This is a genomic window from Pseudomonas sp. SWRI111 (assembly GCF_014268555.1).
Lineage (GTDB): Bacteria > Pseudomonadota > Gammaproteobacteria > Pseudomonadales > Pseudomonadaceae > Aquipseudomonas > Aquipseudomonas hamedanensis.
Genome location: NZ_JABWQQ010000008.1, coordinates 119,841 through 146,290, shown reverse-complemented (window position 1 = coordinate 146,290; position 26,450 = coordinate 119,841). Strand labels below are relative to the sequence as shown.

Here is a 26,450-nt window from a genome sequence, read left to right as displayed (position 1 = left end):
CGTCGTGCCGTCCAATCACTCTGGCTGACCGAGTGATTGACGGCGTCGATGAGGGTGGTCACTGCGCGCCGAACATTGCCGTCCAGTAAATGCCGGCATTGCTCTTCGGGTCGGTCGCATACGCCGCGCCGAGTTCTTTGTACTGCGGGTTCATCAGGTTCGCACAGTGGCCGGGGCTGGCGAGCCAGCCTTCGACGACCTTGTTGGCGCTGTCTTGCCCGGCGGCGATGTTCTCGCCGACCAGTTGCCCGCTGTAGCCGGCGAGTTCGGCGCGGTCGCCCGGAGTGCGGCCGTCGCCGTCCTTGTGGTCGAGGTAATTTTTATTGGCCATGTCGCGGCTGTGATCCTGGGCGACGGTGGTCAATGTCGCGTTCCAGACCAGCGGGGCCGCCGCGGCAAACGCCTGAGCGCCGCATTGGCGCGGCTGGCTGCGGGCGGTGTTGAGTTGCGCCAGCAGTTTTTGCCCTTCACTTTGCGCATCGCCCAGCTGCGCTGAGAGCAACGGCCGCGCCAGCACGATGCGCCAGTCGCGATCGACGCGGCTGACGCCGACATCGACGAACTGCGGATCAAGCACGACCTGACAGAAGCTTTCCTTGATCGCCTGCATCGCCGACGCCGCATCGCGCGGGCCGTTGAGGGTGATCGCCTGGACGTTGACCATCGGGTAACGGGCGCTGGCCATGGCTTGCTGGAGGTCGATCGCACCGCTCGCCGGCAGGCGCAGGCGAGGGTCGGCCGCCAGCGGTGGCAATTCGTTCGACGCCTGGCTGCCGCAACGCTGCGGCTGGCTGCGATAGCTGTTGATCGACTCGATCAATTGCAGTTCATCGGAGGCCAGCGCCGACGCGGCAAACACCACGCCCAGCGACAACGCGGCACAACGCAAAACCGATGGCATTAAACGCATGGAAATCCCCCTTGAGCGCAATGCGCCCATGATGCGCGAAAGGCCCCCGGTGAGCGCAATGTCTTTTTCTTTTCCAATGGTTTTTTCTACGCCACGATGCCCGCCAATTGTCCGGCTACAATCTGCGCAGGCCCCGAAATCCGGGCGTCTCACCGACGTAACACTTGGCCCGATGCGGGCGTTGAGGGAATCCACAATGCGATTAAAAAGCCTGACCGGCTGTTTCGTATTAACCCTGTTGATCCACACAAGCTCGGCGAACGCGCAGGCGCCGATCGAGGCCAAGGCTGAACAAAAAGCCGAGGTGCTGGAGGAGAAAGCGGCGGACAACGTCAGTGCGCCTGCGCCGAAATCCGAAGCGATCACGCCGACCGAGGCGCAAGCGGTAGACCCGGCCGGCGCCGCGCCGCTGGACGATCCGCTGACCTGTCTGGCGCGCAGCATCTATTGGGAAGCCAAGGGCAAGGACACCCCGGAAATGGAAGCTGTGGCGAGCGTGGTGATGAATCGCCTCGGCCACGAAGGCTTTCCCGACACGGTGTGCGCGGTGGTCAAGCAAGGCTCGGAGAGCGGCAACTGCCAGTTTTCCTGGTGGTGCGATGGCAAGCCTGATCAGGTCAAGGAGGATGCTGAATACGCGCTGGCCAAGGAAATCGCCGGCAAGGCGTTGAACCGCCAGCTCAAGGACCGCACCCGCGGTGCCCTGTATTTTCATGATCGCGGCGTGCACCCGAGCTGGGCGAAGGCGTACCGCAACACGGCGCAGACCGGCAGGTTTCTGTTCTACAAACCTGCCGGCGGCGACGCGCGTTAACTGGCGTGGGTGCTGAGAATGCTCGCCACTTGCTGCGGCTGGCAGTTCAGATAAGGCGACTTTTGCAGCCAGCGCTGGTCGGGATACCACGAGAACATGAACTGGCCATTCTTCAGGCGGTCGATCACTTGTCTGGCAATCTGCGGCCGCACGGCCGGGCAGCCCTGGCTACGGCCGATGCGCCCCTGACGCTTGCTCCATAACGGGTTCACGTAACTGGCGGCGTGGATGACGATGGCGCGGTCCCGGGCCAGGTCATTGAAGCCCGGCTCAAGGCCGTCCATGCGCAGCGAATAGCCGTGGGTGCCCTCGTAGCTTTCCTGGGTGCGGAACAGGCCCAGGCTGGACTGATAACTGCCTTCACGATTGGAAAATTGCGTGGCGAAGTTTTCCCCGGAGTTGGAACCGTGGGCGACCAGGTCGCGCAGCACCAGCTTCTTTTTGCTCAGGTCGAAAATCCACAGGCGGCGCTCGGTGGACGGTCGCGAGTAGTCGATGATCGCCAGATGACGCGAGGGCCGGGCGCCGTTGTTGACTGCGCATTGCATGGCGCTCAATGCACCTTTGAGCGCATGGGGATTGAGTTCCGGCGCGGCTTGGGCGAGGCTGGTGTAGAGAACCGGCGATGGCTTGCCGGCGGCAAATACTGGACTGGTCACGGCGACAAGGGTCGCGGTGGTCAACAGGAGTCGGCGCAAAAACGTCAACATTTTATAAAGTGTCCTCACTGGCAACATAAACGGCACTTTTGGTTCCTGACTCCCAGTCGTTACCCGCAGGCCCGAAGATCGAGCCTGACTGTTCAGCGCAGCTAATGTAAGGTTGACCGTCATCGAGACGGCCATGGATTGGAGTAAAGCAGTTGTTCAAAAAGTACGCATGCTACTTGAGCATTTGTTTGCTCGCTGCGCCGTTTGTCGCTTGCGCTGAGGAGCCGCTGCCACCCTTGCCGACGCTGGCGCCGCCGCCTGCGCCAATTCCGGTCGAGCCACGCAGCCCGTTACGCGCGGTCATGATCAGCTTGCCGCAGTCGTGTCCGGCCATCGCCGGGCAGCTCAACGGCCCGGCACTGGCACAATTGCAGGCGTTCTATGAACAACAGGACTGGATGCCGGTCTGGGCGCAGGACCCTGCACGATTGCCGACGTTGCGCACGCAATTGCAACTGTTGGTTGACGATGGCCTGAATCCGAATCGCTATGCCGTCGCGACCACCGCGCCGCAGGATGGCGAGTTATGCGCCGACATCGATATCAGCCGCCAGTACCTTCAGGCGTTGCAGGACCTGCATTACGGGCGCCTGCTGCAAGCGCATTTCGAGCCGCTGTGGCGCGTCGACGGCCCGCCGCACGATCGTCAGGCGCAACTGCTGAGCATTGCCGTGCCCGGACTGCAGGACATTGCGGCGGCGTTCGAGCTGGCCCGTCCGCATCTGGTTCAGTACCGCAACCTGCGCCACCTTTATGCGGCGCAACGACTGCAGGCCTTGCCGCAGTGGCAGTCCATCGGCAGCGGCCCGCTGCTGCGCCCGGCAATGGAAGACCAACGCGTGCCGGAACTGGCCAAGCGTCTGCACAGCGAAGGCTATCTGCCTGAGCCGGTCGCGTCCGGCAACGCCTACGAAGGCGAACTGGTGGACGCGGTGAAAAGTTTTCAGGCCAACCACTCGCTGCAGGCTGACGGCGTGGTCGGCCCGGGGACGATTGCCGAACTGAATATCAGCCCGCTGACCCGCCGCGATCAGTTGCGCATCAATCTTGAGCGGTTCCGCTGGCTGGCGCAGGACATGGAAGCCGACGGCCTGTTGGTCAACGTCGCCGCCGCAGAACTCACGCTTTATCACGGCGGCCAGCCGGTCTGGCAAACCCGCACTCAGGTGGGCCGGGCGGAGCGCCAGACGCCGCTGCTCAAATCCCGCGTCACGCGGCTGACCCTCAATCCGACATGGACGGTGCCGCCGACCATCTGGAAAGAGGACAAACTGCCGGAAATCCGCAAGGACCAGACCTTTCTCAGCCGTCATAACCTGCAAGTGCTCGATGCCAACGGCCAACCGTTGGCGGCGGCGGACATCGATTGGGACAATCCCGGCAATGTCCTTCTGCGACAGGACGCCGGCCCGCGCAATCCGCTGGGGCAAATGGTCATTCGCTTCCCCAACCCGTTCTCGGTCTACCTGCACGACACGCCGAGCAAGGCGCTGTTCGACAAGGGGCCGCGGGCGTTCAGTTCCGGATGCGTACGGGTCGAACACCCGATGCAATTGCGCGATCTGCTACTCACCCCGGCGGAAAAGGCCCGTACCGAAACCTTGCTCGCCAGCGGCAGCACCCACGAATTCCGCCTGTCGGCCCCAGTGCCCATCCTGATGACCTACTGGACCGCACAGGTCGACAGCACAGGCCAGGTGCGTTATGCGCCGGACATCTACAGCCACGACAGCGCCTTGCTGGTAGGGCTTGATCGGGCGCATTGAGGGCGAGATCGGTGGCGTTCAGGAGTTATGTGGCTGGCCCCGGACCCTTGTGGGAGTGGGCTTGCCCACGAAGGGGCCGGTGCATTCACCATCGATGCTGGCCGACCTGACCCCTTCGTCGGAACGCCGACCGGAGCAAGCCCGCTCCCACAGGGGATTGGGGGGCGCGGGGTGGTTGTGGCAGGAATGGGGCCAGTGTGGGAGTGAGCTTGCTCACGAAGAGGCCGGAACATTCAGCATCGAGGTTGCCTGACGTGACGCTTTCGTCGGAACGCCGCCCGGAGCAAGCTCGCTCCCACAAGGGATTGGGGGGCGCGGCGGGGTTGTGGCTGGCATCGGGCCAGTGTGGGAGTGAGCTTGCTCACGAAGAGGGGCATGAGGTTCTGGTGGCCCAAATCGCATCCCACAGTGGATAGTCGTCAAGCTTTTGCACCAAGCCTGCCCGCAGGGGGTTGGCCACCACATATCGAGCCATTTGTACCAGATCGTCGTCCCGCCTCAGTGCACGATCATGAAAGCCCGGTTGCCAGAGACTTCCCTCTCGACCCGCAGCCATATTCACCACCCGCGCGCTCAAGGATTTTGTTCTCTGCATCAATTCACTCAGTGACCCACGCTTCAAATCGATTAACCAGTGAAAGTGGTCCGGCATGACAACCCAGGCCAGCGAATCAGCGAAGCCCAGCTCCTGAGCTTGGCGGAATTGCTCTGCGACCAATCTACCCAATGCAACTTGTCTGAAAACAGGTGCGCGGAATAGCGTATTTGCGGTTAATAAATATATACGGTTGGGTTCGTCATAACGGCCGAGACGCAAACGATGTGAGGCTGATAGTTTTGGCATTCCCTTGCCCTCTCAAGAAGAACTGAAAGGTTAGATCTGTAGATAGAGCGGTACGGGAAGGATTGTTGGCAGGATGTGTCTGTTGAAAACCTTTCGGACTGATAGACGAGACCGTCTGATCAGACGCCTTCGTCGGAACGCCGCCCGGAGCAAGCTCCCACATGAGATCGGCGGTATCGAGATATTTTGTGTCAGGCCGAAAAACCCGTGGGAGTGAGCTTGCTCACGAAGAACGATGACACGGTCTAGACCTTGCCCACCCGCCACAAATACCAAGCCGCGACCGTGCGGTACGGCCGCCACGCCTGGCCGATGTCGATCATTTGCTTGCGCGTCGGCTGCACCTCCAGGCCTTTCAAGCGCCGATAGCCTTCGCGCACGCCGAAGTCATCTGCCGGCAGGATATCCAGGCGTTCCAGGCTGTAGATCAGCAGCATTTCCACGGTCCAGCGGCCGACGCCGCGCAGGCTGATCAGGCGCTCGATCAGCGCTTCGTCGGCCATGGCCCGGGCCGTGGCGTAATCCGGGACTACGCCGTCCAGTGTCGCCTGGGCTATTCCCTGGATCGTCGCGATCTTGCTCGCGGAAAACCCGCAACTGCGCAGCCGCGCGACATCGCAGGCGAGGATTTGCTCCGGACGCGGAAAGGGTTGTTCGGGGAACAACCCCACCAGTCGCCCGATAATCGCATCACCGGCCTTGGCATGCAGTTGCTGATAGGCAATCGCCCGCACCAGCGACTCATAAGGATCGCGCGCTGGATGAGGTTGGTGCCGGCACGGGCCGACGGCGCTGATGTGGCGCTGCCAGTCGGCATCCAGCGCGGCGAGAAAGGCGCTGGCGGCTTGATAGCGGTCGGGCATGCTACTTCAGCAAACCGTTGACTTCGCCATAGGTAAAGGCTTTGAGATCTCGGGTATCGAGCCTGCCCGTGGCGAGGAAACTTTGCACCAGCCCGCCCATCGCGCCATAGAGAAATTCGGCGATCCCGGAGCCGGCACTCAAGCGACGCACGCCGAGGGCTTGCAGTGCTTGCGGTGAAGGCAGCCCGTCGAAGCCAAGGACGTTGACCGGCAGAATGGTGCCCTTGCAGATCGCCTCGATTTCGTAGGCTGCGCTAACCCCGGCGGCAAATAGCCCATCGGTGCCTGCGGCCTGATACAACCTGGCGCGGCGCAGGGTTTCGGCAACGCGGTCTTCGGCCGGCACCAGACTGCGCAAGTACACGTCAGTACGGGCGTTGATGAACAGCTTCACATCGCGCTTCGCGGCCACGGTGCGCGCCAGTTCGATCTTGCGCGCCAGCCTTTGCGGATCGGCAGAACCGTCCTCGATATTGATCCCGACCGCGCCGGCGGCAATGACCGCATCGAGCACTTCCGCCACGCGTCCGAGGTCATCGGAATAACCGCCCTCGACGTCTACGGTCAACGGCACGCTGATCACCCGCGCGATGGCTTCGACGCTCGACACCAGACGTTCGAGGGGCAGGGCGTTGCCGTCCGGGTAACCGTGGGCCCAGGCCACCGCCGCGCTGCTGGTCGCAACGGCTCGACCACCCAAGTGTTCCACCAGCCGCGCGCCGGTGGCGTCGGCGACGTTGGTCAGGATCAGCAGGCCCTGCTGGTGTAGCTGGTGAAACCGCGTGTCGAGCGTACTCATCGAAAATCCCTTTTTATTGACTGAAAGGAGTGCGTCAGAAAGCCAGTTGTTGCGTCAGTTGCAGCGCCGCGTTTTCCAGCCTGAGCAGAAAGGCCTTGCGCGGCTGTCCTCCACCATAGCCGGTCAGCGAGCCATCCGCGCCGATCACCCGATGACACGGCACCACGATCGACAGCCGATTATGTCCGTTGGCCAGACCCACCGCACGGCTGGCACCGGGTTTGCCCAGTTGCGCGGCAATGGCGCCATAGGTGCTGGTGTGTCCGTAGGGAATTTGCAGCAGCGCCGCCCAGACCTCGCGGGCGAACGCGCTGCCCGGCAAGTACAGCGGCACGCTGAACTCGCTGAGTTTGCCCGCAAAATAATCCGCCAGTTGCGCCTCGATCTGCTGTAAATGCGCGTTATGCCCCGGTGCCACGGCGTAGCCATAACGGTTTTGCAGGGCTTCGACTTCGCGGGTCAATGCTGGCCGGTCAAGAAACTCCAGCAGCACCAGGCCACGCCGTTCGGCCATGGCAATCATTGGCCCCAGCGGCGTGGTCAGCCGCGTGAACAGCAGCGGCTCGCTGTTGGCGGCGCGTCCTGGGGTGATGTGAAAGGATTTCTGGAAGGCGTCGCGAAAACCGCTGAGCGACTCGTAGCCAGAGTCGAACGCGGCGTGGTCAATCGAGGTGCCTTGTTTGATGCCGCCCAGGGCCATGCCCAGTCGGCGCGTGCGCAGCCAGGCGTGGAAGGTCATGCTGAAATGCTGTTTGAACCAGCGCCTCAATTTCAGCGGTTCGATGCCTTCGGCCAGCAACTGCGCGTCGCTCCAGCGGCGCTCGGGGTCGGCGTCCACGGCGCTGAGCAGGCGCTGCACCCAGTCCGGGGCGACAGCCGCCGCGTCCAGCGGTTTGCAGCGCAGACAGGCGCGATACCCGGCGCACAGGCACTCGTCGGCGTGGGCGAAGAATTCGACGTTCTCCGGTTTCGGCTTGCGCGCCGTGCAACTGGGGCGGCAGAAGATTCCGGTGGTTTTCACCGCCGTGAAGAACACGCCTTCATAGGCAGTGTCGCGTTCGAGCATGGCGCGAACCATTTCGGCGTGGGGCGGCAGGACAGCGGTCTGTATGTTCATGGCTTGAGAGTAAATCCGCTTTGTCGATGGCTCCACCGGAAAATCGACAGTGAATTCCCGCAAGCCCTGAACTACTGTAGAGGCGGGTGCAGGCTGCGATCTTTTCAGGTGTAAAGCAACCGTTCACAACCTGCGCCAACCCCATCGGAGTGAGGCATCGACTATGCACCCGTTTACCCTGCGCCACATCGACCATATCGTGCTGCGCGTCGCCGACTTGCAGCGCAGCATCGACTTTTACTGCCAGGTCTTGGGCGCCGAGGTGGTCAGGCACAACGAGCCGCTGGGGCTGGTGCATCTGCGCGCCGGGACTTCGATGATCGATCTGGTCGACCTTGAGGGCGAACTCGGCCGCAAGGGCGGCGGTGCGGCCCAGGCGCAGCGGCGCAACGTCGACCACTTCTGCCTGCGCATCGAGCCGTTCGACGAAGCAGCGCTCACTGCGCACCTGCAATCGTTCGGGCTGGTCGTGGAGAAAGCGGCCAGGCGTTTCGGCGCCGAGGGTTACGGTTTGTCGCTGTACTGCTTCGATCCCGATGGCAATCAGGTCGAACTCAAAGGCGCCAGCGAAGCGCCAGATTGATGCCGGCGCGCTTCAGTAGGCATGCACCGTTGGTCTCTTGCATTGCACTCGACGCTTGCCCGGCATTCCAAACAAGTCCGATCCACACTTTTTGGAGGCAGCCAATGAGCAACCCATCCAGCAGCGACAAACCGCTCGATGACACGGTCAATCCGAATGACGACGGTTTCGTTCTCGGTACCGCCGGGCGCGATGAAGACCCGAACGCCACCACCGACTGGGACCACGCCAGCGCCGGCGGCGATGTGATGACCCCGGCCGATAGTCGCGGTCTGCCCGGTTACCCCGGGGCTGAAAAAAACGACCCGACGCGGCCCGCGCCTGACACCCGTGTGCCGGCCAACGGCGATCCATCTGTGCAGAACGACACTGCCGATTGAGCCGGTTCGCGGACCGGTACACCCCAGGAGGCTTCCCATGAAAAATCCGATGCGCCCCTGTGCGCTGCTCGCGTTGACCCTCGCCATCGGCAGCGCGCAGACGTACGCCGCAGAAACCAAACGAGTCGATGTCATGCTGGTGGGCGGCGGCATCATGAGTTCGACACTGGCGGTCTGGCTCAGCGAGCTGGAGCCGGGTTGGTCGATGGAAATGGTCGAGCGCCTGGACAAGGTCGCCGAGGAAAGCTCCAACGGCTGGAACAACGCGGGCACCGGCCATTCGGCGCTGGCCGAGCTGAACTACACCCCGGAGAAAGACGGCAAGATCGACATCACCAAGGCCGTGGAAATCAACGAGGCGTTTCAGATTACCCGGCAGTTCCTGGCCTGGCAGGTAAAAACCGGGGTGTTGAAGAGCCCGCGCTCGTTCATCAATTCGACGCCGCACATGAGCTTTGTCTGGGGCGACGACAACATCCGCTTTCTGAAAAAACGCTATGAGGCCTTGCAGGCCAGCCCGTTGTTCCGCCCGATGCAGTATTCCGAAGATCCGCAACAGATCCGGCAGTGGGTGCCGCTGATGATGGAAGGGCGCGACCCGGCGCAGAAAATCGCGGCGACCTGGACGCCGATCGGCACGGACGTCAATTTTGGCGAGATCACCCGGCAGTTCGTTGGGCACCTGCAAAACCGCGACAATTTCTCGCTCAAACTATCGACGGAAGTGCGCGACATCACCCGCAACGACGACGGTTCATGGCACGTCGAGTACAAGAACCTCAAGGACGGCACCACGGCCGCCACCGATGCCAAGTTCCTGTTCATCGGCGCCGGCGGTGCGGCATTGCCGCTGCTGCAGAAATCCGGCATCGAGGAAGCGAAAGACTACGCGGGGTTTCCGGTCGGTGGCTCGTTCCTCGTTACCGACAACCCGCAAGTGGCGCAGCAACACATGGCCAAGGCCTATGGCATTGCCTCGACCGGGGCGCCGCCGATGTCGGTGCCGCATCTGGACACGCGGGTGCTCGATGGCAAACGGGTGATTCTGTTCGGTCCGTTCGCGACGTTCTCGACCAAGTTTCTCAAGGAGGGTTCGTATTTCGATCTACCGGCCAGTACCACCCTGCATAACCTCTGGCCGATGGTGCGCGTCGGCGTGCGCGAATTCGATCTGGTGCAATACCTTGCCGGCCAGTTGATGCAATCGGACGACGACCGTTTCGCCGCGCTGCAAGCCTATTTCCCTCAGGCGAAGAAAGAAGACTGGCGGTTGTGGCAGGCGGGTCAGCGCGTGCAGATCATCAAGAAAGATGAGCAGCAGGGTGGGGTGCTCAAGCTGGGCACCGAGGTGGTGGCCTCGAAGGACGGCAGCATCGCCGCACTGCTCGGCGCCTCGCCGGGGGCCTCGACTGCGGCGCCGATCATGCTCGATCTGATGGGCAAAGTGTTCAAGGACAAACTGGCGTCTGCGCCCTGGCAGGACAAGTTGCGTCAGATTGTCCCCAGCTACGGCACGCGGCTGAACGAACATCCCGAGCAGGTCATGCAGGAGTGGCGTTATACCAGCGAAGTGCTGCAACTCACGCCACCACCAGCCATTGACCCGGCGCAGCCGGTGAACCCGCCGACCCACATCGACGCGGTGCAGCAGAAACACCTGGACAGCGATCCGGATCTCAAGCCTTGACCTCGACGGGGCTGGCGCCGGGCGAACTTTTGTCCTCCGGCGCCACTCTGACCTGGGTGACATGACGGTAGAAAAAGCGGGCCATGTGGTCAGTTTGGGCGTGCGCCGTGATAGATTTGCTCGCGTTGCGCGAACCCCCAATGGCCCAGGCGGCCCCACCTAGAGCGACCTACATGCAAGTAAAGGCCCGTGAGGTTTATGTGCCACCGGTACTGCAGGATTTGCGCGCCGGTACTGCCGAACTGCATATCGCACTGGAAAAACGCCTCCCTTTTTTCTCCGACACCCTCGATATCAACGCTTTCAAGCGGTTGATGCAGGCCTATTACGGCTTTTATCAGCCGCTGGAGCAGGCGCTGCTCGACAGTGGCGCGATCCCGCACGATTTTGACCTGACGCCGCGCTTGAAGGCTGCAACCCTGTACGCTGACCTGCAGACGCTAGGCGCTGCGTCCACAACGCTGCCACTGTGCCGCGAGCTACCACTGATCAACGCCAGCGCCGCCAGCCTCGGCGTGTTGTACGTGCTTGAAGGCGCGACGCTGGGCGGGCAGATCCTGCGCCGGGAAATCGCTGCGCGGCTGAATCTGGACGCCGACAACGGTGCCGCTTTTCTCGATATTTACGGCGCAGCCACCGGCCGGCGCTGGCGCGATTTCATCGAATACCTGGGCAGCCGCCCCCTGGACGCCGCCGAACGCGCGGCTGTCGTCGCTGCGGCACAAACCACATTCAGCTGTTTCGAGCGCTGGCTCGAAAGCCAGGAGGTACTGGCATGACCCCGCAAGACCAGGACGCTTTTGAAGAACTGCTGGCCAACTGCGCCGATGAACCGATCCGCTTTCCCGGCGCGATCCAGCCCCACGGTCTGCTGTTGACGTTGAGCGAACCAGCGCTGCAGATCATTCAGGTCAGCGCCAACGTCGAAACCCTGCTGGCGCGCACGCCGCCGTCGCTGATTGGTCAGCCGCTGCACAGCCTGATCGGCACTGAATACACCGCGCAAGTGCTGGATGCTCTGGCGCAGTCGGCGTTTTCCGAGGCGGCGCCGTTGCATTTCGAACTCAATGGCACCGCGTTCGAGGGCCTGTTGCACCGCCATCAGGGTGTGCTGATTCTGGAACTGGAAATCCATGTCAAAAACTTCCAGCCGCGCAATGTCGCCGGGATCAACATCCATCTGGGCCGCATGCTTCAGCGCCTGCAAGCCGCGACCACGTTGCAGGCGTTGTACGACATCAGCGTCAAGGAAATCCAGGCAATGACCGGTTACGACCGGGTGCTGATCTACCGTTTCGAGGAAGAGGGCCACGGCCAGGTCATCGCCGAAGCGTCCGACCCGTCAATGGAAGTGTTCAACGGCCTGTTCTTCCCGGCCTCGGACATTCCCGAGCAAGCGCGCGAGTTGTACCGCACCAACTGGCTGCGAATCATCCCCAACGCCGATTACCAACCGGTGCCGCTGGTGCCGAAGCTGCGCCCCGACACCCAGACGCCGCTGGACCTGAGTTTCGCCACCCTGCGTAGCGTCTCGCCGATTCACTGCCAGTACATGAAGAACATGGGCGTGCTGTCGTCCATGAGTATCTCCTTGCTCAAGGGCGACCGCCTTTGGGGCCTGATCAGCTGCGGCAATCGCCAGCCATTGCACGTGCCCCACGAACTGCGCATGGCCTGCCAGACCATTGGCCAGGTGCTGTCGCTGCAGATCAGCGCCATGGAAACGCTGGAACTGACTCGCCAGCGTGAAGCAAAGGTCGAGGCGCTGGCGCTGCTTAATCAGGCAATGATCGACTCGTCGCAGAGCGTCTTCGATGGTCTCGCGCAGCATCCCGCGACGCTGATGGCGCTGGTCGAAGCTGACGGCATTGCAATGATCGAAGACAAGCAGTTGCACCGTTACGGCAACTGCCCGGAGCCGGAAGAAATTCGTGCCTTGCACAAATGGCTACAGGCGCGCGACGAACCGGTCTTCGCCAGTCATCACCTGTCCAGCGTCTATCCGCCAGCGGCGCAGTATCAGTCAGTGGCCAGCGGTGTGCTTGCCATGAGCTTGCCCAAACCGGTCGATAACGGCGTGTTGTGGTTTCGCGCGGAAGTGAAGGAAAACATCAACTGGAGCGGCGACCCGCGTAAGCCGCTGGACCTGGAAAACTCCGACGCCGGCTTGCGCCTGCGCCCGCGTACCTCGTTCGAAATCTGGAAGGTCGAGATGGCCGGGATCTCGAGGAAATGGAGCCATGGTGACGTGTTCGCCGCCAACGACCTGCGCCGATCGGCCCTGGAAAACGACTTGGCCCGTCAGGTGCGGCGCGAGCAGGAAGCCGTGCGCGCCCGGGACGAACTGGTGGCGGTGGTGTCCCATGACCTGCGCAACCCGATGACGGTGATTTCCATGCTCTGCGGCATGATGCAGAAGGCGTTCAGCTCCGATGGTGCGCACACCTCGCGGCGTATCTCCACGGCCATCGACACCATGCAGCAAGCCACGGCGCGGATGAACACACTGCTGGAAGATCTGCTCGACACCTCGAAAATCGATGCCGGGCGCTACACCATTTCGCCGCAGCCGCTGGACGTCGGGCACATCTTCGAAGAAGCGCAGTCGCTGCTGACGCCGCTGGCGCAGGACAAGGACATCAGCATTTCCTTCGAGGCCGATCCCGACCTGCGTGTTCATGCCGATCCCGAGCGGTTGTTCCAGGTGCTGTCGAACCTGATCGGCAACGCCATCAAGTTCACCCCGCGCCTGGGCACGGTGGGCGTGTGCGCCAAATCGGTGGGCAATGAGATCGTCTTCACCGTGCGTGACAGCGGCGAGGGGATTGCCAAGGAACACTTGCCCCACGTGTTCGATCGCTACTGGACGATCAAGGAAGGCAACCCGACCGGCACCGGTCTCGGTTTGTACATCACCCAAGGCATCGTCGAAGCCCATGGCGGACATATTGTTGCCGAAAGCGAGCCGGGGCAGGGCAGTGAATTTCGCTTTACCGTGCCGCGTCTGGACTGAGTCGCCCTGTAGGGGGGCTGCTCGCGATGGCGTCAGTCCTGACAAATCTGTTGTGGACTGACCGAACGCTTTCGCGAGCAGGCTCGCTCCCACAGGTCTTGTGGGGTGTGCGAGATTTGAGTCTCACGCAAGACCCTGTGGGAGCGAGCCCGCTCGCGAAGACGTCAGCCCAGCCAACACTGGGCTGACTGACCCACCGCTCCCTCAGAAGATTCGCATCCTCAGGGTCATTTTCTTCAATACCGCAAATCCCCCGCTCGCTACCGTAGCCACCTCGTTCCTCGTTTGAAGCAGGTGTGCAATGAGTCTGATTCTTTCCATGGCGGCGTTTGCTCTGGCCGCGTCCATCACCCCCGGGCCGGTCAACATCGTCGCGCTGAGCAGCGGCGCACAGTACGGATTTCGCGCCAGCCAGCGGCACGTGGCCGGGGCGACGCTGGGGTTTGTGCTGTTGCTGGTGTTGATGGGGTTGGGGCTGCATCAGGCGCTGGAACTGTGGCCGTTCATGACCCGGGTGGTGCAGTGGGCCGGGGTGGCGTTCTTGCTGTTCATGGCCTGGAAACTCGCCACGGATGAAGGTCAGCTGAACGCCAGCGAGGCCGGCCGGGCGCCATCGATGCTCTATGGCGCTGTCATGCAATGGCTCAACCCCAAGGCCTGGCTGGCCTGCGTCGCAGGCATGGGTGCGTTTGTCGCCGACGGCGAGACGCGGCTGGTCTGGCAGTTTGCGGCGGTGTATCTGGTGATTTGTTATCTGTCGGTGGGCTGCTGGGCCTATGCCGGGACGTTTCTGCGCGGGTACCTGAGCAATGCCGCGGGGATGCGCTGGTTTAATCGGCTGATGGCCTTGTTACTGGCACTCAGCGCGATGTATCTGCTGTTCACCTGATTGCCAGGCTAGGCACAAGCTACCGTGGGAGCGAGCCTGCTCGCGAATGCGCTGTGTCATCCTCCACTCACTGACCCACCGCTTTCGCGAGCAGGCTCGCTCCCACAGGGGGCAGGTGTTGGCTTTCTGATAGGGCATCAGCCGCGATACTGCCCCGGCGTCGCCGCCAGATGTTGCTTGAACGCCCGTTGGAAATGCGCCTGATCGGCAAACCCGGCCTGCAGCGCCACGTCGGCAATCAACTGGCCGCTGCGCAAGCGTTCGCGGGCAAACTGGATGCGCTGGTTGACCACAAACGCATGGGGCGTCATGCCGTAACGCTGCTTGAACGCGCGAATCAGGTAGGACGGCGACAGCTGCGCCGCGGTGCAAATAGCCTCAAGGCTCAGCACCTCGGTGCAGTTCGCGGATGAAATCGGCGGCGCGTTCAAGCTTGAAATTCGGCTCAGGGACCGGCTGCTCAACCGGGTTCAGGCGCAACTGCAGATCGCTGAAAAACTCGACCGCCGCACTCTGTTTGTGCAGCACCTCTTGCTGATCGTCAACCAGCGTTTCATACAGGGCCATCAGCCTGCCGAACAGCTCGGCGTCGGCCAGATGCGTATCGGAAAACCGCCGAAACTCCAGCTCAGCCGCAAAGCCCAATTGATGCTGCAGATCCGTCAGCCACGGCGTCTCGACATACAACATCACATACGACCACGGCTGATCATTGATCGGATTGCAGGCGTGCACATCGCCCGGATTCATCAACACCACTGTGCCCGCCGCCACTTCAAACTGCGCGTGCTCATGCACATACGTGCTGCGCCCGGCGGTGATCGCACCCATCGAAAAGTGCGCATGGGAATGCCGTGCGTAGCAGACGTCGCGGCCATCGGCGATGGCGCGCGCCTCGATGAAGGGCAGGGCGTCGTTGCGCCAGAAGCGCGGGGCTTTTTCGGGATTTCTCGCGGCGGCGTGTTTCATTGTCATCTTCCCGGCAGGTCAGCGTCCGAGTGTATTAGCTCTGGCCATCGAACGCTCGCTGCAGTTCGGCGAGGTCGAGCTTTTTCATTTGGAACATGGCCTGCATCGCCCGTTGCGACTTGCCTGTGTCCGGGTCTTGCAGCATGTGCAGGAACGCCACTGGCAGGATCTGCCACGACACGCCGAACTTGTCTTTGAGCCAGCCACATTGCTGAGCCTCCACCGGTCCGCCGGCAGACAGGTTGCCCCAGAAATGGTCGATTTCTTCTTGATCCCGGCAATTGACCTGAAACGAGATCGCCTCGTTGAAGGTGAACACCGGCCCGCCGTTGAGCGCTGTAAACGCCTGGCCGTCGAGCTCGAAACTGACGGTCATCACCGCGCCGTCCGGTTGTCCGTGAAATTCCTCGCCGACCTTGCTGTAACGGGTCAGGCCAGTGATTTTCGAGTGATCGAAGATCGAGCAGTAAAACGCCGCGGCGGCTTCGGCCTGATCGTCGAACCACAGGCACGGCGTGAGTTTCTGAAGGCGTTGCATGGCGGTCATCCCCGGCAGATGAGAGGCTGGACTATCAGCGTAGTCATTTGCGCGCTGGCCGGTGATGCCGTAGATCGGCCCGTCGTGCAAGCGGATGTCACCTGCACGGGGTCGACATCACTGGCGATTACTGCGGCAAGCGCAGCTTGTCCAGCAAGCGATTGACCAACAGCTCGTTCAGCATGATCAGCTGTTGCAGCGCCAGCAGCGGTCCGCGCGTCGGGCCGCCTAGCGAGTTGGCGATATTGCCGGCCATCGCATTGGCCGAAGACAGCGATTCACAGGCCTCGACGAGCAGGGTTTCGTTATCCAGCGACGGATCGACGATGTAGAGCGGGCGAGCCTTGGGCGGTGTCGGCGGGACTTCCAGGGCTTCGGGGGTGAGGTAATAATCGAGGGCGCGGTCGGTGGCTTCCTGGACTTTTTGCGGATCGAGCGCGGGGTCGTGGGGTATTGGTGGGTTGGGGGTGACTTTGAACATGATGAAACTCCTATTGCAGATTCAAGGAGCCATCACCTTCGCTACCAAACGAGGGTGGCGGCCATACGCGGGTTGGTAGACCGGCTGCAAGAGGAACCCGGCGCTCGCGAACGAGCCCCACGCATGACCACCATATAAACCGAGCCGAAAAAATGCTCGGCATAAAGGCGTTGCCATACGGCCATTACAGACGGGCTACCAAACCCGATCACTGCTTTTTGTCAGTGACGGGCAAACGATAAAGCCAACCTCATAGCCGCGTAAGCCGGCGGATTCTGGCGTACGCGTAGGTAACGACGCAAGGTGTTGTAGGCTGGGCGTCGTAACACTGAGTGTCTTTTAAACACCATCAAGAAATTGTGTTTATCCAAGGTGCGAAGGAGATCAACCATGAACCCATACACCGGCGGCTGCCTGTGCGGCGATGTGCGTTTTCAGGCCAGCGGCCAGCCTTACCGCGTCGGGCTGTGCCATTGTCTCGATTGCCGCAAATTCCACGGCGCGCTGTTTCATGCCTCGGCGATTTTCCCCGAAGGCGCAGTGACCATCCGCGGCGCAACCGGTGAATACGCCGGGCGACATTTCTGCCCGCGCTGCGGCTCTTCGGTGTTCAATCGAACCGCCGATGAAATCGAAATCAACCTGGGCGCCCTCGATGCCCCGGATCAACTGCAACCCACCTACGAAAGCTGGACCGTACGGCGCGAATCGTGGCTGCCGGCATTTGCGCTGGCCCGGCATTACACCGGCGATCGCGAGGGCACTGGACGCTCTGAGGGCTAAGTTGCCTACGGGTTCAACGCGACCAGCGTCTGATAAAACGTCAGCCAGCGTTCATGGCTCTGGGCTGCTTCTTCCAGGCTGGGGCTTTTATTCAGTCGCAGCAGGGCCTTGGGTTCGTAGACATCGAACAGTTGCTTGACGGCTGTGCGGGCGATGGCCTCGATGCGCGGCGAGGTGAATGTTGCCGGTATGGCTTTGACGGTCGCGTCGGCCAGCGGCGCCCCTTGCAGGGGCAGTGACTTGAGCAGGCCGCGACAGGTGCTCTGGCGTCTGGTCGGCCAACCCTTCAAATAGGCCCGAGCGTCAAAGGGCAGCGTGCGCGGAACACTGTCGCTGTCGATCGGTAGCAGCGACGGCTGGATGTCGCGGCGTAAGACAATGCATGTGTCGCGCAGGCTCACTTCATACACTCGGTGCGGCGTGCCAGTGCAGGAGACGATGATTGCGAAGGGGCCGACGGGTACATTCCAGTCTGCACCGGCGGCGGGTTCGACGAAATCGTCTGGCACTGGGTGCACGCTGAAAAGCTTCAGTTCGCCAAGTTCCAGATCGAGTCGTTGTGCAAGCGGCCGTTGGCAGAACAGCTCCTTGATCATCGCAATGAGCGCCGCTTCCATGCGCCTCAACCGGGTTGCCAGCAATGGCCGAAATTGCTCGGTAACGGCGCTTAGTCGCGGCAACCCGGATTTCAGCTGCGCCAGATCCAGTTGAGGCTGAATGCACTGCCAGTCTTGCAAACCGGGCTGCAACTGATTGGCGATGTGCAGCTCGACCAGCGAGTACAAAGGGCCTGTCTCTGCGGCAGGTGCCGGCAGGCTCGGGTCGGGATTTTCGGCGATCCGCGGATGCAGGCATTTGTTTTCCAGATAGGGATTATCACTGAACACCTTGCGCAAGTCGGCCAAGGCAACGGTATACGGCGTCGGCAAAGGTCGAACAAAGGCCAGGTGCCGCTTATTGAAAAGCTCCTGGCTGTGTTTGACGAACGCAACGCCGCCCCGGCTCAGGGTGGCTGCGTCGTCCGGCCGGGTTCGCGGATAGCCGTCCATCAGGCCGCGGGCAACGGCCCAATCGACCTGTACGCCATGTTCCGAGCTCTGCACCCGGATATCCCCGACGGCGGGGAGCACCGGGTGCATGGTCAAGGTCATCAGTTCGGTGTAAGTCATCAATCGGCTGATGGCGGGCGCGTATTTTTCCAGATAGGTGACTATTTGCGTCAGCTTGACCGACGGGTAGCCACTCAGGTAGGCAATCGATTCGGGGATGTCTCGCACCAGAAACACGGGTGCTATGCCTGACAGCAGCAAGTGGGTCGCCAGGGTTTTTTGCTTGATCCGAGTCAAGGCAAACTGCTGGGTAAGGAAGCGGCGGACTTCGGTAAACGACTCGCCCCAGAAAAAACTGTCGTCCAGCGACTGATCCAGCACCTTGTTCGGTTGTCGACCGGCTTGCGGATCGAGGCTGAGGATCAGCGCGGTTATCACCAGACGCTCACGGTTGATGGGCCGTAGCTCCCTGCGGCCGGTGAGTTCCGGCGGCATCGAGTCAAGTAAATAGTTACCGAGCTTGCGCGCGCGTGGGGTGGTGAGGATCTGGTTGAGCATTGCGTCGATTTTCGCCGGGGTGACGCTTGCCTTGAGTTCACCCGCGACGCTGTCACACAGGTAGTCAATGAGCGGCTCGCTTATGTTGGTCATGAACGCCTGGGTGAGGCCGACGATCAATTGGCGTTGGCTCGTGGAAAGCTTTTTCGCCTGACTGCCGGGGCGCCCCAGCAGGTACCAGTGATGCATCGAGGCGGGGGTCATCAATTGCGAAGGTTTTACCCAGAGCGCAGTGGCCCGCGCCTCCCCTGCATTGGCCGGCAGCGGAATCTCATAGAACGTCAGCATTTGCGCAAGGCTTGCGCGGCCATCGGTGCGCAGGGTGCCTCCCGCCGCCAGCGCCAGGGGCTTGAGTGCGTTGATCAGGGGCTGCAACTTGGGCTGGTCTGCCACCGGTAGCGTCAGGCGGGTGCCGTTGTGATCCGACGCAATGGCATAAAGCTCGCCTGTGGCATCCAACGCCAGGCGGCTGTGCGGCGATAATCGCTTGCGTTTGAGCAGGCGCTGGATTTTCGCGTTGCCGCGTAATTGCAACAGCTGTGGCTGGCCCTCGGCGATGGCCCGACTCAGCGCGGACCCGGTCTCGGGACGGCTGGCCTGCTCAAGCGAAATGTTTTCCTGGTCATCGCGCCGGGCACTGAGTTCCAGAAGGCTGCGGGTCATGTGCCGACAGTCTTCGGTATCGGCGAATGCTTGCTGCCAGCCCTGAATCGATTGGCGGGCCCGGAGGAAGTCACTGACGCTGGGCAATGCTTTCCAGGTTTTCTGCCGCAGTTGGCTGACCCGTTCCCAGGCAGCGGCGAGGCTATCGGGCATGTCAAAGCCGTAGCCTTCGAGTAGCTGATCCAGGCTGAAGAAATAGTCACTGCAAACGTCTGCACCGAGGGCTTCTGCTGCGGCGCCGAGAGCGTCCAGCAGGGATGGAGGCACGGCGCCGGTCAGTGATGCGCTGAGGCGTTCGGTCAGTGTGCCGTCGCTGGCGGTCAGGAAGAACTTCTGCTGCCGTGCCGAATAGCGATAACGGGTAAATGACGCGGTCTCACCAGCGGCGGCAGCGAACGATGGATGCCGGGTAACTGCGAGGAGGGCTTGTGTGGCGCGCTGCATCGCCACCGCGAAGAAAGAGCCGTCGCTCAGGCGCACGCGGGTTTCGCCGAGTTTCAGGCGATCATAGGGCAGGCTTTGCTGCTCACGGGTATTGATCGATACCTCCAGTGCGTCAGCGACGGTGCAAAGGTCCCGAGACTGGGCGTTGCGCTCGGCCACCAGCGCAGAAGTCGTATGTCCATCGCTGTCCGTGCCGGCAAGACCACTGGCTTTCAACTCGTTGATGATGACCTGGGCCTGCAAGCGATTTTCCGGTTCGGGGTAGCCGTAGAACTCCAGCACAATGCGCCGGGCAATCTCGTACCGCGGGTTGGCGGATTTACCCCCTACGTAAGGCAGGCCCAACCCTGCGGGATCGATGATGCGGGCGATCGCAAGAATAGGCGCTGCCACTTGCCACCAGCCCGAGTTGTCATCCAGGTCGAATGTTCGGGTTTCCCTCGGCCCGTCGCCCAGGGTGCAGGCATGCAGTGTGTTGCCTTTGAGGATGAAGGTGTCCAGGTCGATGTCAAAGGCACTGGCCCATTCGAGAAAGTCCGAGCGCTCCAGGGATTGCCAGTACAACTCGATCCATTCATGCAGCAGGCTCTGCCGGGGAATGCTGATCGCGCGCGGCGTTGTGTCGCCGGGCTTTATAGTGGGGCAGGAGGACAGCTCATCGATGATCGTCTGGATGATCGGGGCGTCGGGTGGGGTCGTGTCGATGGATGATGCGGTTGCGGTCATATGCGCTCCAATAGATGGCAAAGAATGTGCGATCGATTGTCGGAGGCAGTGCCGTCGTGCGTGCGGTAGCTATGTATCGCGTCAAACCCGCCGTGTGCGTTCCGATGTGAATGGCGTGAACAGTCGGGAACTGTGAACCACGCGCCAATTCGCGCTACGCTGAATGAACGACTGCTGATGGAGTGTGCGAATGCTGGTGCCCGGAAAACCCGCCAATGAAGCTGAAAGAGTTGAAGTGCTGCACCGGCTCAAGCTGCTCGACTCGGCGCCTGAGGAGCGTTTCGATCGCCTGACGCGGCTGGCCAAACGTTTGTTCAATGTGCCGATTGCCTTGGTCACGCTGGTTGACAAGGATCGCCAGTGGTTCAAGTCCTGTGTGGGCCTCGATGCCACGCAAACGCCGCGCGATATTTCGTTTTGCGGTCACGCGATCCTGAAAGATGAGTTGATGCTGGTGCCCGACGCCAGCAAGGACGAGCGCTTTCACGATAATCCGCTGGTCACGGGCGCACCGAACATTCGCTTTTATGCCGGCTATCCGTTGACCGTGCCCCACGGCAACAAGCTGGGCACCTTGTGCCTGATCGACACGAGGCCGCGTGAGCTTGACGAGGAAGAACGCGCGCTGCTGCGTGACCTGGCGCAGATGGCCGAGCAGGAACTGACGGCCGTGCAGATCGCGAGCATGGACGAGCTGACCCTGCTGTCCAATCGCCGGGGTTTCAAACAGCTCGCCCAGCATGCGCTGGACGCCTGTGCGCGATTGAAGCGGCCGGCAACGCTGCTGTTTTTTGATCTCAACGACTTCAAGCAGATCAACGACCTCTATGGCCACGCCGAGGGCGACCACGCGCTGAAAACCTTTGCCGATGTGTTACGCATCGCTTTTCGCGAGAGCGACGTGGTCGGGCGGCTGGGCGGCGATGAATTCGTCGCGCTGCTGACCGGCACCAGCCATGTCGAAACCGCGGCGATCATGGCGCGGCTCGAGGAAATTCTTGCTGAGCGCAATGCCACCCTGGACCGTGGTTATGCGATTCGCTTCAGCGTCGGTCAGATTGAATACGACCCCGCGCGCCATGAGTCGGTGGATCGGCTGCTGGCGGATGCGGATGGCGCGATGTATGCGCACAAACAAGCGCTGAAGCGGCGCTAGCGAGGGCACCGCAGCGCCTTTGTAGGAGTGAGCCTGCTCGCGATGGGATCTGTCCAGTCACATCGTCATTGACTGACCCACCGCCATCGCGAGCAGGCTCGCTCCTACAGGGGTTTTGTGTCGTGGCGGGAGTGTGGGCAATAAAAAACCGCCGGAAGAGGCGGTTTTTTATCGGCTACACGAAGATCACTCTTCGATGTTGCCCATCGCAGTGGTGTTGAAACCGCCGTCGACGTACATGATTTCACCGCTGATGCCCGACGCCAGGTCGGAGCACAGGAAGGCGCCGGCGTTGCCGACTTCGTCGATGGTGACGTTGCGGCGCAGCGGAGTTTGCGCTTCGTTGGCGGCCAGCATCTTGCGGAAGTTCTTGATGCCGGAGGCGGCCAGGGTGCGGATCGGACCGGCCGAGACGCAGTTGACGCGGGTGCCGTCCGGGCCCAGGGAGCCGGCCAGGTAACGCACGCCGGCTTCCAGCGAAGCTTTGGCCATGCCCATTACGTTGTAGTTCGGCATGGTGCGTTCGGCGCCCAGGTACGACAGGGTCAGCAGGCTGCCGTTGCGGCCTTTCATCATTTCGCGACCGGCCTTGGCCAGGGCGACGAAGCTGTAGGCGCTGATGTCGTGAGCGATGCGGAAACCTTCACGGGTGGTGGCTTCGGTGAAGTCGCCGTCCAGTTGGTCGCCCGGGGCGAAGCCGACGGAGTGCACGATGCAGTCCAGGCCGTCCCACTTCTTGCTCAGCGCTTCAAAGACCTTGGCGATTTCTTCATCGCTGGCCACGTCGCACGGGAAGCACAGCTCAGGGCTGGAGCCCCAGCCTTGTGCGAACTCTTCGACACGACCCTTGAGTTTGTCGTTCTGATAAGTGAAGGCAAGCTCAGCGCCCTCGCGATGCATGGCGGCAGCGATGCCGGATGCGATGGACAGCTTGCTGGCGACACCGACGATCAGTACGCGCTTACCGGCGAGAAAACCCATGTGTTGCTCCTCTTTCAGGTTATTGCGCAGTGGCTGGTGCCAGAAAAGCGGCTTCCAGCAACTGCTGTGTATACGGATGTTGGGGGGCGGCAAAGATACTTTGCGCGTCTCCCTGTTCGACCACTTGGCCATGCTTGACCACCATCAACTGGTGGCTCAGCGCTTTGACGACAGCCAGGTCATGGCTGATGAACAAATACGTCAGGTTGTACTTGGCTTGCAGTGAACGCAACAGCTCCACCACTTGCCGCTGTACCGTGCGGTCGAGGGCCGACGTCGGCTCGTCCAGCAGGATCAGCGCCGGTTTCAGCACCAGGGCCCGGGCAATGGCAATTCGCTGCCGCTGCCCACCGGAAAATTCGTGGGGGTAGCGGTGCCGGGTGTCCGGATCCAGACCTACCTCCTTCAATGCCGCAATGATCGCCGCTTCCTGTTCGGTCGCGGTGCCCATCTTGTGAATCCGCAGGCCTTCGCCAACGATGTCATGGACACACATGCGCGGGCTCAGGCTGCCAAACGGGTCCTGAAACACCACCTGCATCTCCCGGCGCAACGGGCGAACCTCGTTCTGCGTCAGGCAGTCTAGCTGCTTGCCTTCAAAGCGGATCGCGCCTTTGCTGCCAATCAGCCGCAAAATCGCCAAACCCAGGGTGGACTTGCCGGAACCGCTTTCACCCACAATCCCCAGGGTCTGACCCTGAGGCAGGCTGAAATTGATGCCGTCCACTGCCTTGACGTAATCCACCGTGCGCTTGAGCAGGCCTTTCTTGATCGGGAACCAGACTTTCAGGTCCTCGACTTCGAGCAGCGGCGCGCCGATTTCATTGCTCGCCGGGCCGCCACTGGGCTCCGCGCCGAGCAATTCCCGAGTGTACGGATGCTGTGGCGAACGGAACAGCTCTGCGCACGATGCCTGTTCGACGATGCAACCGCGCTGCATGACACATACGCGATGCGCAATTCTTCGCACCAGGTTCAAATCGTGACTGATCAGTAGCAGCGACATGCCCAGGCGAGCCTGAAGTTCCTTGAGCAAATCGAGGATTTTCAGCTGAACGGTCACGTCCAGCGCGGTGGTCGGCTCGTCGGCAATCAACAATTCCGGCTCGTTGGCCAGCGCCATGGCGATCATCACTCGCTGACGCTGACCGCCGGACAATTCGTGGGGCAGGGCCTTGAGGCGTTTGTGCGGCTCGGGGATGCCGACCATCTCCAGCAGTTCCAAAGTGCGTTTGGTCGCGACTTTGCCGCTGAGGCCCTTGTGGATACCGAGCACTTCGTTGATTTGCTTCTCGATCGAGTGCAGCGGATTGAGCGAGGTCATCGGCTCCTGGAAAATCATCGCGATGCGGTTGCCGCGAATATGGCGCAGGGTCTTTTCGCTCAGATCCAGCAGATTTTGCCCGGCGTAATTGATGCTGCCGGCTGGATGGCGGGCGATCGGGTAGGGCAGTAAACGCAGGATCGAATGCGCCGTCACCGATTTGCCCGAACCGGATTCGCCGACCAGCGCCAGGGTTTCACCGCGCTTGATGTCGAAACTCACGCCCTCGACCACGCGGTGCACGCGCTCGCCGAAACCGAACTCGACGGCGAGGTCGCGCACTTCGATCAGATTGTCCTGATTCATTTCACTTCCTCGGGTCGAAGGCATCGCGAGCAGACTCGCCGATAAACACCAGCAAACTCAACATCAGCGCCAGCACGGCAAACGCGCTCATACCCAGCCACGGCGCTTGCAGGTTGGATTTGCCTTGGGCAACCAACTCACCCAGCGACGGGCTGCCGGCCGGCAAGCCGAAGCCGAGGAAGTCCAGCGCAGTGAGCGTGCCGATGGCGCCGGTGAGGATGAACGGCATGAAGGTCATGGTTGAAACCATGGCGTTGGGCAGGATGTGGCGGAACATGATCGCGCCGTTTTGCATGCCCAGCGCCCGGGCGGCGCGCACGTATTCAAGGTTACGACCGCGCAGAAACTCGGCGCGGACCACATCGACCAGACTCATCCACGAGAACAGCAGCATGATCCCCAGTAGCCACCAGAAGTTCGGCTGGACGAAACTGGCAAGGATGATCAGCAGGTACAGCACCGGCAGCCCTGACCAGATTTCCAGAAAGCGCTGCCCGGCCAGATCGACCCAGCCGCCGTAGAAGCCCTGAAGCGCACCGGCAATCACGCCGATGATCGAACTGAGCACGGTCAGGGTCAGGGCGAACAGCACCGAAATGCGGAAACCGTAAATCACCCGCGCCAGCACATCGCGGCCCTGATCGTCGGTGCCCAGCAGATTGTCCGCCGAGGGCGGTGCCGGCGCGGGGACTTTCAGGTCGTAGTTAATGCTCTGGTAGCTGTAGGGAATCGGCGCCCACAACACCCACGCATCCTTGGCCTTGAGCAGTTCGCGGATGTACGGGCTTTTGTAGTTGGCTTCCAGTGGGAATTCGCCGCCGAAGGCAGTTTCCGGGTAGCGCTTGATCGCCGGGAAGTACCAGTTGTTGTCGTAGTGCACGACGAGCGGTTTGTCATTGGCGATCAGCTCGGCACCGAGGCTCAGGCCGAACAGAATCAGAAACAGCCACAGCGACCACCAGCCACGCTTGTTGGCCTTGAACAGTTCGAAGCGGCGGCGGTTGAGAGGGGACAGGTTCATCTCAATGCTCCCGGCTTGCGAAGTCGATGCGCGGATCGACCAGGGTGTAGGTGAGGTCGCCGATCAGTTTCACCACCAGCCCGAGCAGGGTGAAGATGAACAGGGTGCCGAACACCACCGGGTAATCACGGTTGATCGCCGCTTCAAAACTCATCAGGCCGAGGCCGTCGAGCGAGAAAATCACTTCCACCAGCAACGAGCCGGTAAAGAAAATGCCGATGAAGGCCGAAGGGAAACCGGCAATCACCAGCAGCATGGCGTTGCGGAACACGTGGCCGTACAGCACGCGATGGCGAGTCAGGCCCTTGGCTTTGGCGGTGACCACGTACTGTTTGTTGATTTCATCGAGGAAGCTGTTTTTGGTCAGCAGGGTCATGGTCGCGAAGTTGCCGATCACCAGCGCGGTCACTGGCAATGCCAAGTGCCAGAAGTAGTCGAGAATCTTGCCGCCCAGGCTCAGCTCGTCGAAGTTGTTCGATGTCAGGCCGCGCAGCGGAAACCAGTCCAGATAGCTGCCGCCGGCAAACACCACGATCAGCAGGATGGCAAACAGAAACGCCGGGATCGCGTAGCCGATGATGATCGCCGAGCTGGTCCAGACGTCGAAGTGGCTGCCGTGCCGCGTCGCCTTGGCGATCCCCAGCGGGATCGACACCAGGTACATGATCAGCGTGCTCCACAGCCCCAGCGAGATCGATACCGGCATCTTCTCCTTGATCAGGTCGATGACCTTGGCGTCGCGGAAGAAGCTGTCGCCAAAATCCAGCTGCGCGTAGTTCTTGACCATGATCCACAGGCGTTCCGGGGCCGATTTGTCGAACCCGTACATGTGCTCGATTTCCTTGATCAGCGCCGGGTCCAGCCCCTGCGCGCCGCGATAGGACGAGCCTGCCACCGCCACCTCGGCACCGCCGCCGGCAATGCGGCTGGTGGCGCCTTCGAAGCCTTCAAGCTTGGCGATCATTTGCTCGACCGGCCCGCCGGGCGCGGCCTGGATGATCACGAAGTTGATCAGCAGAATGCCGAACAGGGTCGGGATGATCAGCAGCAGTCGCCGAAAAATATACGCCAGCATC

Annotated in this window: 23 protein-coding genes and 1 pseudogene; 10 read left to right on the top strand and 14 right to left on the bottom strand. The window is 61.6% G+C overall.

Features of this window, described 5'->3' with window-relative positions; genetic code table 11:
- Positions 1 to 58: 58 nt before the first annotated feature.
- Positions 59 to 910 carry a CAP domain-containing protein gene (locus HU755_RS12145; RefSeq protein WP_186632834.1) on the bottom strand — a complete coding sequence of 284 codons (852 nt, stop codon included), beginning with the start codon at positions 908 to 910 and terminating at the stop codon, positions 59 to 61.
- A 196-nt stretch (positions 911 to 1,106) separates the two neighbouring features.
- Here HU755_RS12145 and HU755_RS12140 point away from each other — a divergent pair, with 196 nt between their 5' ends.
- Positions 1,107 to 1,724 carry a cell wall hydrolase gene (locus tag HU755_RS12140; protein ID WP_186552619.1) on the top strand — a complete coding sequence of 206 codons (618 nt, stop codon included), beginning with the start codon at positions 1,107 to 1,109 and terminating at the stop codon, positions 1,722 to 1,724.
- Here the strand turns inward: HU755_RS12140 and HU755_RS12135 are convergent.
- Positions 1,721 to 2,434 carry a murein L,D-transpeptidase catalytic domain family protein gene (locus tag HU755_RS12135; RefSeq protein WP_186552618.1) on the bottom strand — a complete coding sequence of 238 codons (714 nt, stop codon included), beginning with the start codon at positions 2,432 to 2,434 and terminating at the stop codon, positions 1,721 to 1,723. The two genes, HU755_RS12140 and HU755_RS12135, sit on opposite strands and share 4 nt — an antisense overlap.
- A 152-nt stretch (positions 2,435 to 2,586) precedes the next feature.
- Here HU755_RS12135 and HU755_RS12130 point away from each other — a divergent pair, with 152 nt between their 5' ends.
- Positions 2,587 to 4,200: a murein L,D-transpeptidase gene (locus HU755_RS12130; protein ID WP_186632830.1), complete on the top strand. Its 1,614-nt coding sequence runs from the start codon at positions 2,587 to 2,589 to the stop codon at positions 4,198 to 4,200.
- Between the two features lie 361 nt (positions 4,201 to 4,561).
- Here the strand turns inward: HU755_RS12130 and HU755_RS12125 are convergent, their stop codons facing one another.
- The 4 genes from HU755_RS12125 to HU755_RS12110 all read right to left on the bottom strand — a co-directional run bounded on the left by HU755_RS12125 (position 4,562) and on the right by HU755_RS12110 (position 7,823).
- Positions 4,562 to 5,044, bottom strand: a complete 483-nt coding sequence (locus HU755_RS12125; protein ID WP_186621500.1) for a transposase — start codon at positions 5,042 to 5,044, stop codon at positions 4,562 to 4,564.
- 245 nt (positions 5,045 to 5,289) lie between these two features.
- Positions 5,290 to 5,907: a DNA-3-methyladenine glycosylase gene (locus HU755_RS12120; RefSeq protein ID WP_186632826.1), complete on the bottom strand. Its 618-nt coding sequence runs from the start codon at positions 5,905 to 5,907 to the stop codon at positions 5,290 to 5,292.
- A 1-nt stretch (position 5,908) separates the two neighbouring features.
- Entirely contained in the window at positions 5,909 to 6,706 is a 798-nt protein-coding gene (locus HU755_RS12115) for an isocitrate lyase/phosphoenolpyruvate mutase family protein (RefSeq protein WP_186632823.1), read from the bottom strand.
- A 34-nt stretch (positions 6,707 to 6,740) separates the two neighbouring features.
- Positions 6,741 to 7,823: a bifunctional transcriptional activator/DNA repair enzyme AdaA gene (locus tag HU755_RS12110; RefSeq protein WP_186632820.1), complete on the bottom strand. Its 1,083-nt coding sequence runs from the start codon at positions 7,821 to 7,823 to the stop codon at positions 6,741 to 6,743.
- Between the two features lie 163 nt (positions 7,824 to 7,986).
- On the opposite strand from HU755_RS12110, the gene HU755_RS12105 reads away from it, so the two are divergent.
- The 6 genes from HU755_RS12105 (at position 7,987) to HU755_RS12080 (ending at position 14,375) form a co-directional block, all read left to right on the top strand.
- Positions 7,987 to 8,406, top strand: coding sequence for a VOC family protein (locus HU755_RS12105; protein WP_186548067.1), 420 nt, complete (start codon positions 7,987 to 7,989; stop codon positions 8,404 to 8,406).
- A 104-nt stretch (positions 8,407 to 8,510) separates the two neighbouring features.
- Complete coding sequence (locus tag HU755_RS12100; protein WP_186632817.1) at positions 8,511 to 8,786, top strand: hypothetical protein; 276 nt, start codon at positions 8,511 to 8,513, stop codon at positions 8,784 to 8,786.
- 37 nt (positions 8,787 to 8,823) lie between these two features.
- Entirely contained in the window at positions 8,824 to 10,473 is a 1,650-nt protein-coding gene (gene mqo / locus HU755_RS12095; RefSeq protein WP_186632814.1) for a malate dehydrogenase (quinone), read from the top strand.
- A 173-nt stretch (positions 10,474 to 10,646) separates the two neighbouring features.
- Positions 10,647 to 11,252, top strand: coding sequence for a biliverdin-producing heme oxygenase (locus HU755_RS12090; protein ID WP_186632811.1), 606 nt, complete (start codon positions 10,647 to 10,649; stop codon positions 11,250 to 11,252).
- Positions 11,249 to 13,486 carry an ATP-binding protein gene (locus HU755_RS12085; protein WP_186632808.1) on the top strand — a complete coding sequence of 746 codons (2,238 nt, stop codon included), beginning with the start codon at positions 11,249 to 11,251 and terminating at the stop codon, positions 13,484 to 13,486. Before HU755_RS12090 ends, HU755_RS12085 begins: the two co-directional genes overlap by 4 nt.
- Positions 13,487 to 13,787: 301 nt before the next feature.
- Positions 13,788 to 14,375: a LysE family translocator gene (locus HU755_RS12080; RefSeq protein WP_186548057.1), complete on the top strand. Its 588-nt coding sequence runs from the start codon at positions 13,788 to 13,790 to the stop codon at positions 14,373 to 14,375.
- Between the two features lie 137 nt (positions 14,376 to 14,512).
- Here HU755_RS12080 and HU755_RS12075 read toward each other — a convergent pair.
- The 3 genes and pseudogenes from HU755_RS12075 to HU755_RS12065 form a co-directional block, all read right to left on the bottom strand.
- Positions 14,513 to 15,344: pseudogene (locus HU755_RS12075) on the bottom strand (AraC family transcriptional regulator).
- A 34-nt stretch (positions 15,345 to 15,378) separates the two neighbouring features.
- Entirely contained in the window at positions 15,379 to 15,882 is a 504-nt protein-coding gene (locus HU755_RS12070; RefSeq protein WP_186632805.1) for a VOC family protein, read from the bottom strand.
- A gap of 127 nt (positions 15,883 to 16,009) precedes the next feature.
- The gene (locus HU755_RS12065) at positions 16,010 to 16,363 is read right to left on the bottom strand and encodes a DUF6124 family protein (RefSeq protein WP_186632802.1); all 354 of its coding nucleotides are present in this window, start codon (positions 16,361 to 16,363) and stop codon (positions 16,010 to 16,012) included.
- 390 nt (positions 16,364 to 16,753) lie between these two features.
- Here HU755_RS12065 and HU755_RS12060 point away from each other — a divergent pair, with 390 nt between their 5' ends.
- Entirely contained in the window at positions 16,754 to 17,146 is a 393-nt protein-coding gene (locus HU755_RS12060; protein WP_186548048.1) for a GFA family protein, read from the top strand.
- A 5-nt stretch (positions 17,147 to 17,151) separates the two neighbouring features.
- On the opposite strand, the gene HU755_RS12055 is transcribed toward HU755_RS12060, so the two are convergent.
- Entirely contained in the window at positions 17,152 to 20,586 is a 3,435-nt protein-coding gene (locus tag HU755_RS12055) for a hypothetical protein (RefSeq protein WP_186632799.1), read from the bottom strand.
- Positions 20,587 to 20,776: 190 nt separating this feature from the next.
- Here HU755_RS12055 and HU755_RS12050 point away from each other — a divergent pair, with 190 nt between their 5' ends.
- Positions 20,777 to 21,742, top strand: a complete 966-nt coding sequence (locus HU755_RS12050) for a diguanylate cyclase (RefSeq protein ID WP_186632796.1) — start codon at positions 20,777 to 20,779, stop codon at positions 21,740 to 21,742.
- A 186-nt stretch (positions 21,743 to 21,928) separates the two neighbouring features.
- Here the strand turns inward: HU755_RS12050 and fabI are convergent, their stop codons facing one another.
- From fabI to HU755_RS12030, 4 genes are read right to left on the bottom strand one after another with little or no spacing between them, the layout of a single operon-like run.
- The gene (fabI, locus tag HU755_RS12045) at positions 21,929 to 22,723 is read right to left on the bottom strand and encodes an enoyl-ACP reductase FabI (protein WP_007906751.1); all 795 of its coding nucleotides are present in this window, start codon (positions 22,721 to 22,723) and stop codon (positions 21,929 to 21,931) included.
- 19 nt (positions 22,724 to 22,742) lie between these two features.
- Positions 22,743 to 24,353 (bottom strand): ABC transporter ATP-binding protein, encoded by a 1,611-nt coding sequence (locus HU755_RS12040; RefSeq protein WP_186632793.1) that lies wholly within the window; start codon positions 24,351 to 24,353, stop codon positions 22,743 to 22,745.
- A 1-nt stretch (position 24,354) separates the two neighbouring features.
- Entirely contained in the window at positions 24,355 to 25,374 is a 1,020-nt protein-coding gene (locus HU755_RS12035) for an ABC transporter permease (RefSeq protein ID WP_007910587.1), read from the bottom strand.
- 1 nt (position 25,375) lies between these two features.
- Positions 25,376 to 26,449, bottom strand: a complete 1,074-nt coding sequence (locus tag HU755_RS12030) for a microcin C ABC transporter permease YejB (protein ID WP_186548040.1) — start codon at positions 26,447 to 26,449, stop codon at positions 25,376 to 25,378.
- Between the last annotated feature and the right edge of the window lies 1 nt (position 26,450).

Bases quoted from the DNA above. Each gene is read 5' to 3' on its own strand.
- HU755_RS12070 (WP_186632805.1), bottom strand. From the start codon at position 15,882: ATGCAACGCCTTCAGAAACTCACGCCGTGCCTGTGGTTCGACGATCAG.
- HU755_RS12120 (WP_186632826.1), bottom strand. From the start codon at position 5,907: ATGCCCGACCGCTATCAAGCCGCCAGCGCCTTTCTCGCCGCGCTGGAT.
- HU755_RS12125 (WP_186621500.1), bottom strand. From the start codon at position 5,044: ATGCCAAAACTATCAGCCTCACATCGTTTGCGTCTCGGCCGTTATGAC.
- HU755_RS12065 (WP_186632802.1), bottom strand. From the start codon at position 16,363: ATGTTCAAAGTCACCCCCAACCCACCAATACCCCACGACCCCGCGCTC.
- HU755_RS12115 (WP_186632823.1), bottom strand. From the start codon at position 6,706: ATGAGTACGCTCGACACGCGGTTTCACCAGCTACACCAGCAGGGCCTG.
- HU755_RS12035 (WP_007910587.1), bottom strand. From the start codon at position 25,374: ATGAACCTGTCCCCTCTCAACCGCCGCCGCTTCGAACTGTTCAAGGCC.
- fabI (WP_007906751.1), bottom strand. From the start codon at position 22,723: ATGGGTTTTCTCGCCGGTAAGCGCGTACTGATCGTCGGTGTCGCCAGC.
- HU755_RS12050 (WP_186632796.1), top strand. From the start codon at position 20,777: ATGCTGGTGCCCGGAAAACCCGCCAATGAAGCTGAAAGAGTTGAAGTG.
- HU755_RS12110 (WP_186632820.1), bottom strand. From the start codon at position 7,823: ATGAACATACAGACCGCTGTCCTGCCGCCCCACGCCGAAATGGTTCGC.
- HU755_RS12055 (WP_186632799.1), bottom strand. From the start codon at position 20,586: ATGACCGCAACCGCATCATCCATCGACACGACCCCACCCGACGCCCCG.
- HU755_RS12030 (WP_186548040.1), bottom strand. From the start codon at position 26,449: ATGCTGGCGTATATTTTTCGGCGACTGCTGCTGATCATCCCGACCCTG.
- HU755_RS12140 (WP_186552619.1), top strand. From the start codon at position 1,107: ATGCGATTAAAAAGCCTGACCGGCTGTTTCGTATTAACCCTGTTGATC.
- HU755_RS12060 (WP_186548048.1), top strand. From the start codon at position 16,754: ATGAACCCATACACCGGCGGCTGCCTGTGCGGCGATGTGCGTTTTCAG.
- HU755_RS12105 (WP_186548067.1), top strand. From the start codon at position 7,987: ATGCACCCGTTTACCCTGCGCCACATCGACCATATCGTGCTGCGCGTC.
- HU755_RS12145 (WP_186632834.1), bottom strand. From the start codon at position 910: ATGCGTTTAATGCCATCGGTTTTGCGTTGTGCCGCGTTGTCGCTGGGC.
- HU755_RS12135 (WP_186552618.1), bottom strand. From the start codon at position 2,434: ATGTTGACGTTTTTGCGCCGACTCCTGTTGACCACCGCGACCCTTGTC.
- mqo (WP_186632814.1), top strand. From the start codon at position 8,824: ATGAAAAATCCGATGCGCCCCTGTGCGCTGCTCGCGTTGACCCTCGCC.
- HU755_RS12085 (WP_186632808.1), top strand. From the start codon at position 11,249: ATGACCCCGCAAGACCAGGACGCTTTTGAAGAACTGCTGGCCAACTGC.
- HU755_RS12100 (WP_186632817.1), top strand. From the start codon at position 8,511: ATGAGCAACCCATCCAGCAGCGACAAACCGCTCGATGACACGGTCAAT.
- HU755_RS12090 (WP_186632811.1), top strand. From the start codon at position 10,647: ATGCAAGTAAAGGCCCGTGAGGTTTATGTGCCACCGGTACTGCAGGAT.
- HU755_RS12040 (WP_186632793.1), bottom strand. From the start codon at position 24,353: ATGAATCAGGACAATCTGATCGAAGTGCGCGACCTCGCCGTCGAGTTC.
- HU755_RS12080 (WP_186548057.1), top strand. From the start codon at position 13,788: ATGAGTCTGATTCTTTCCATGGCGGCGTTTGCTCTGGCCGCGTCCATC.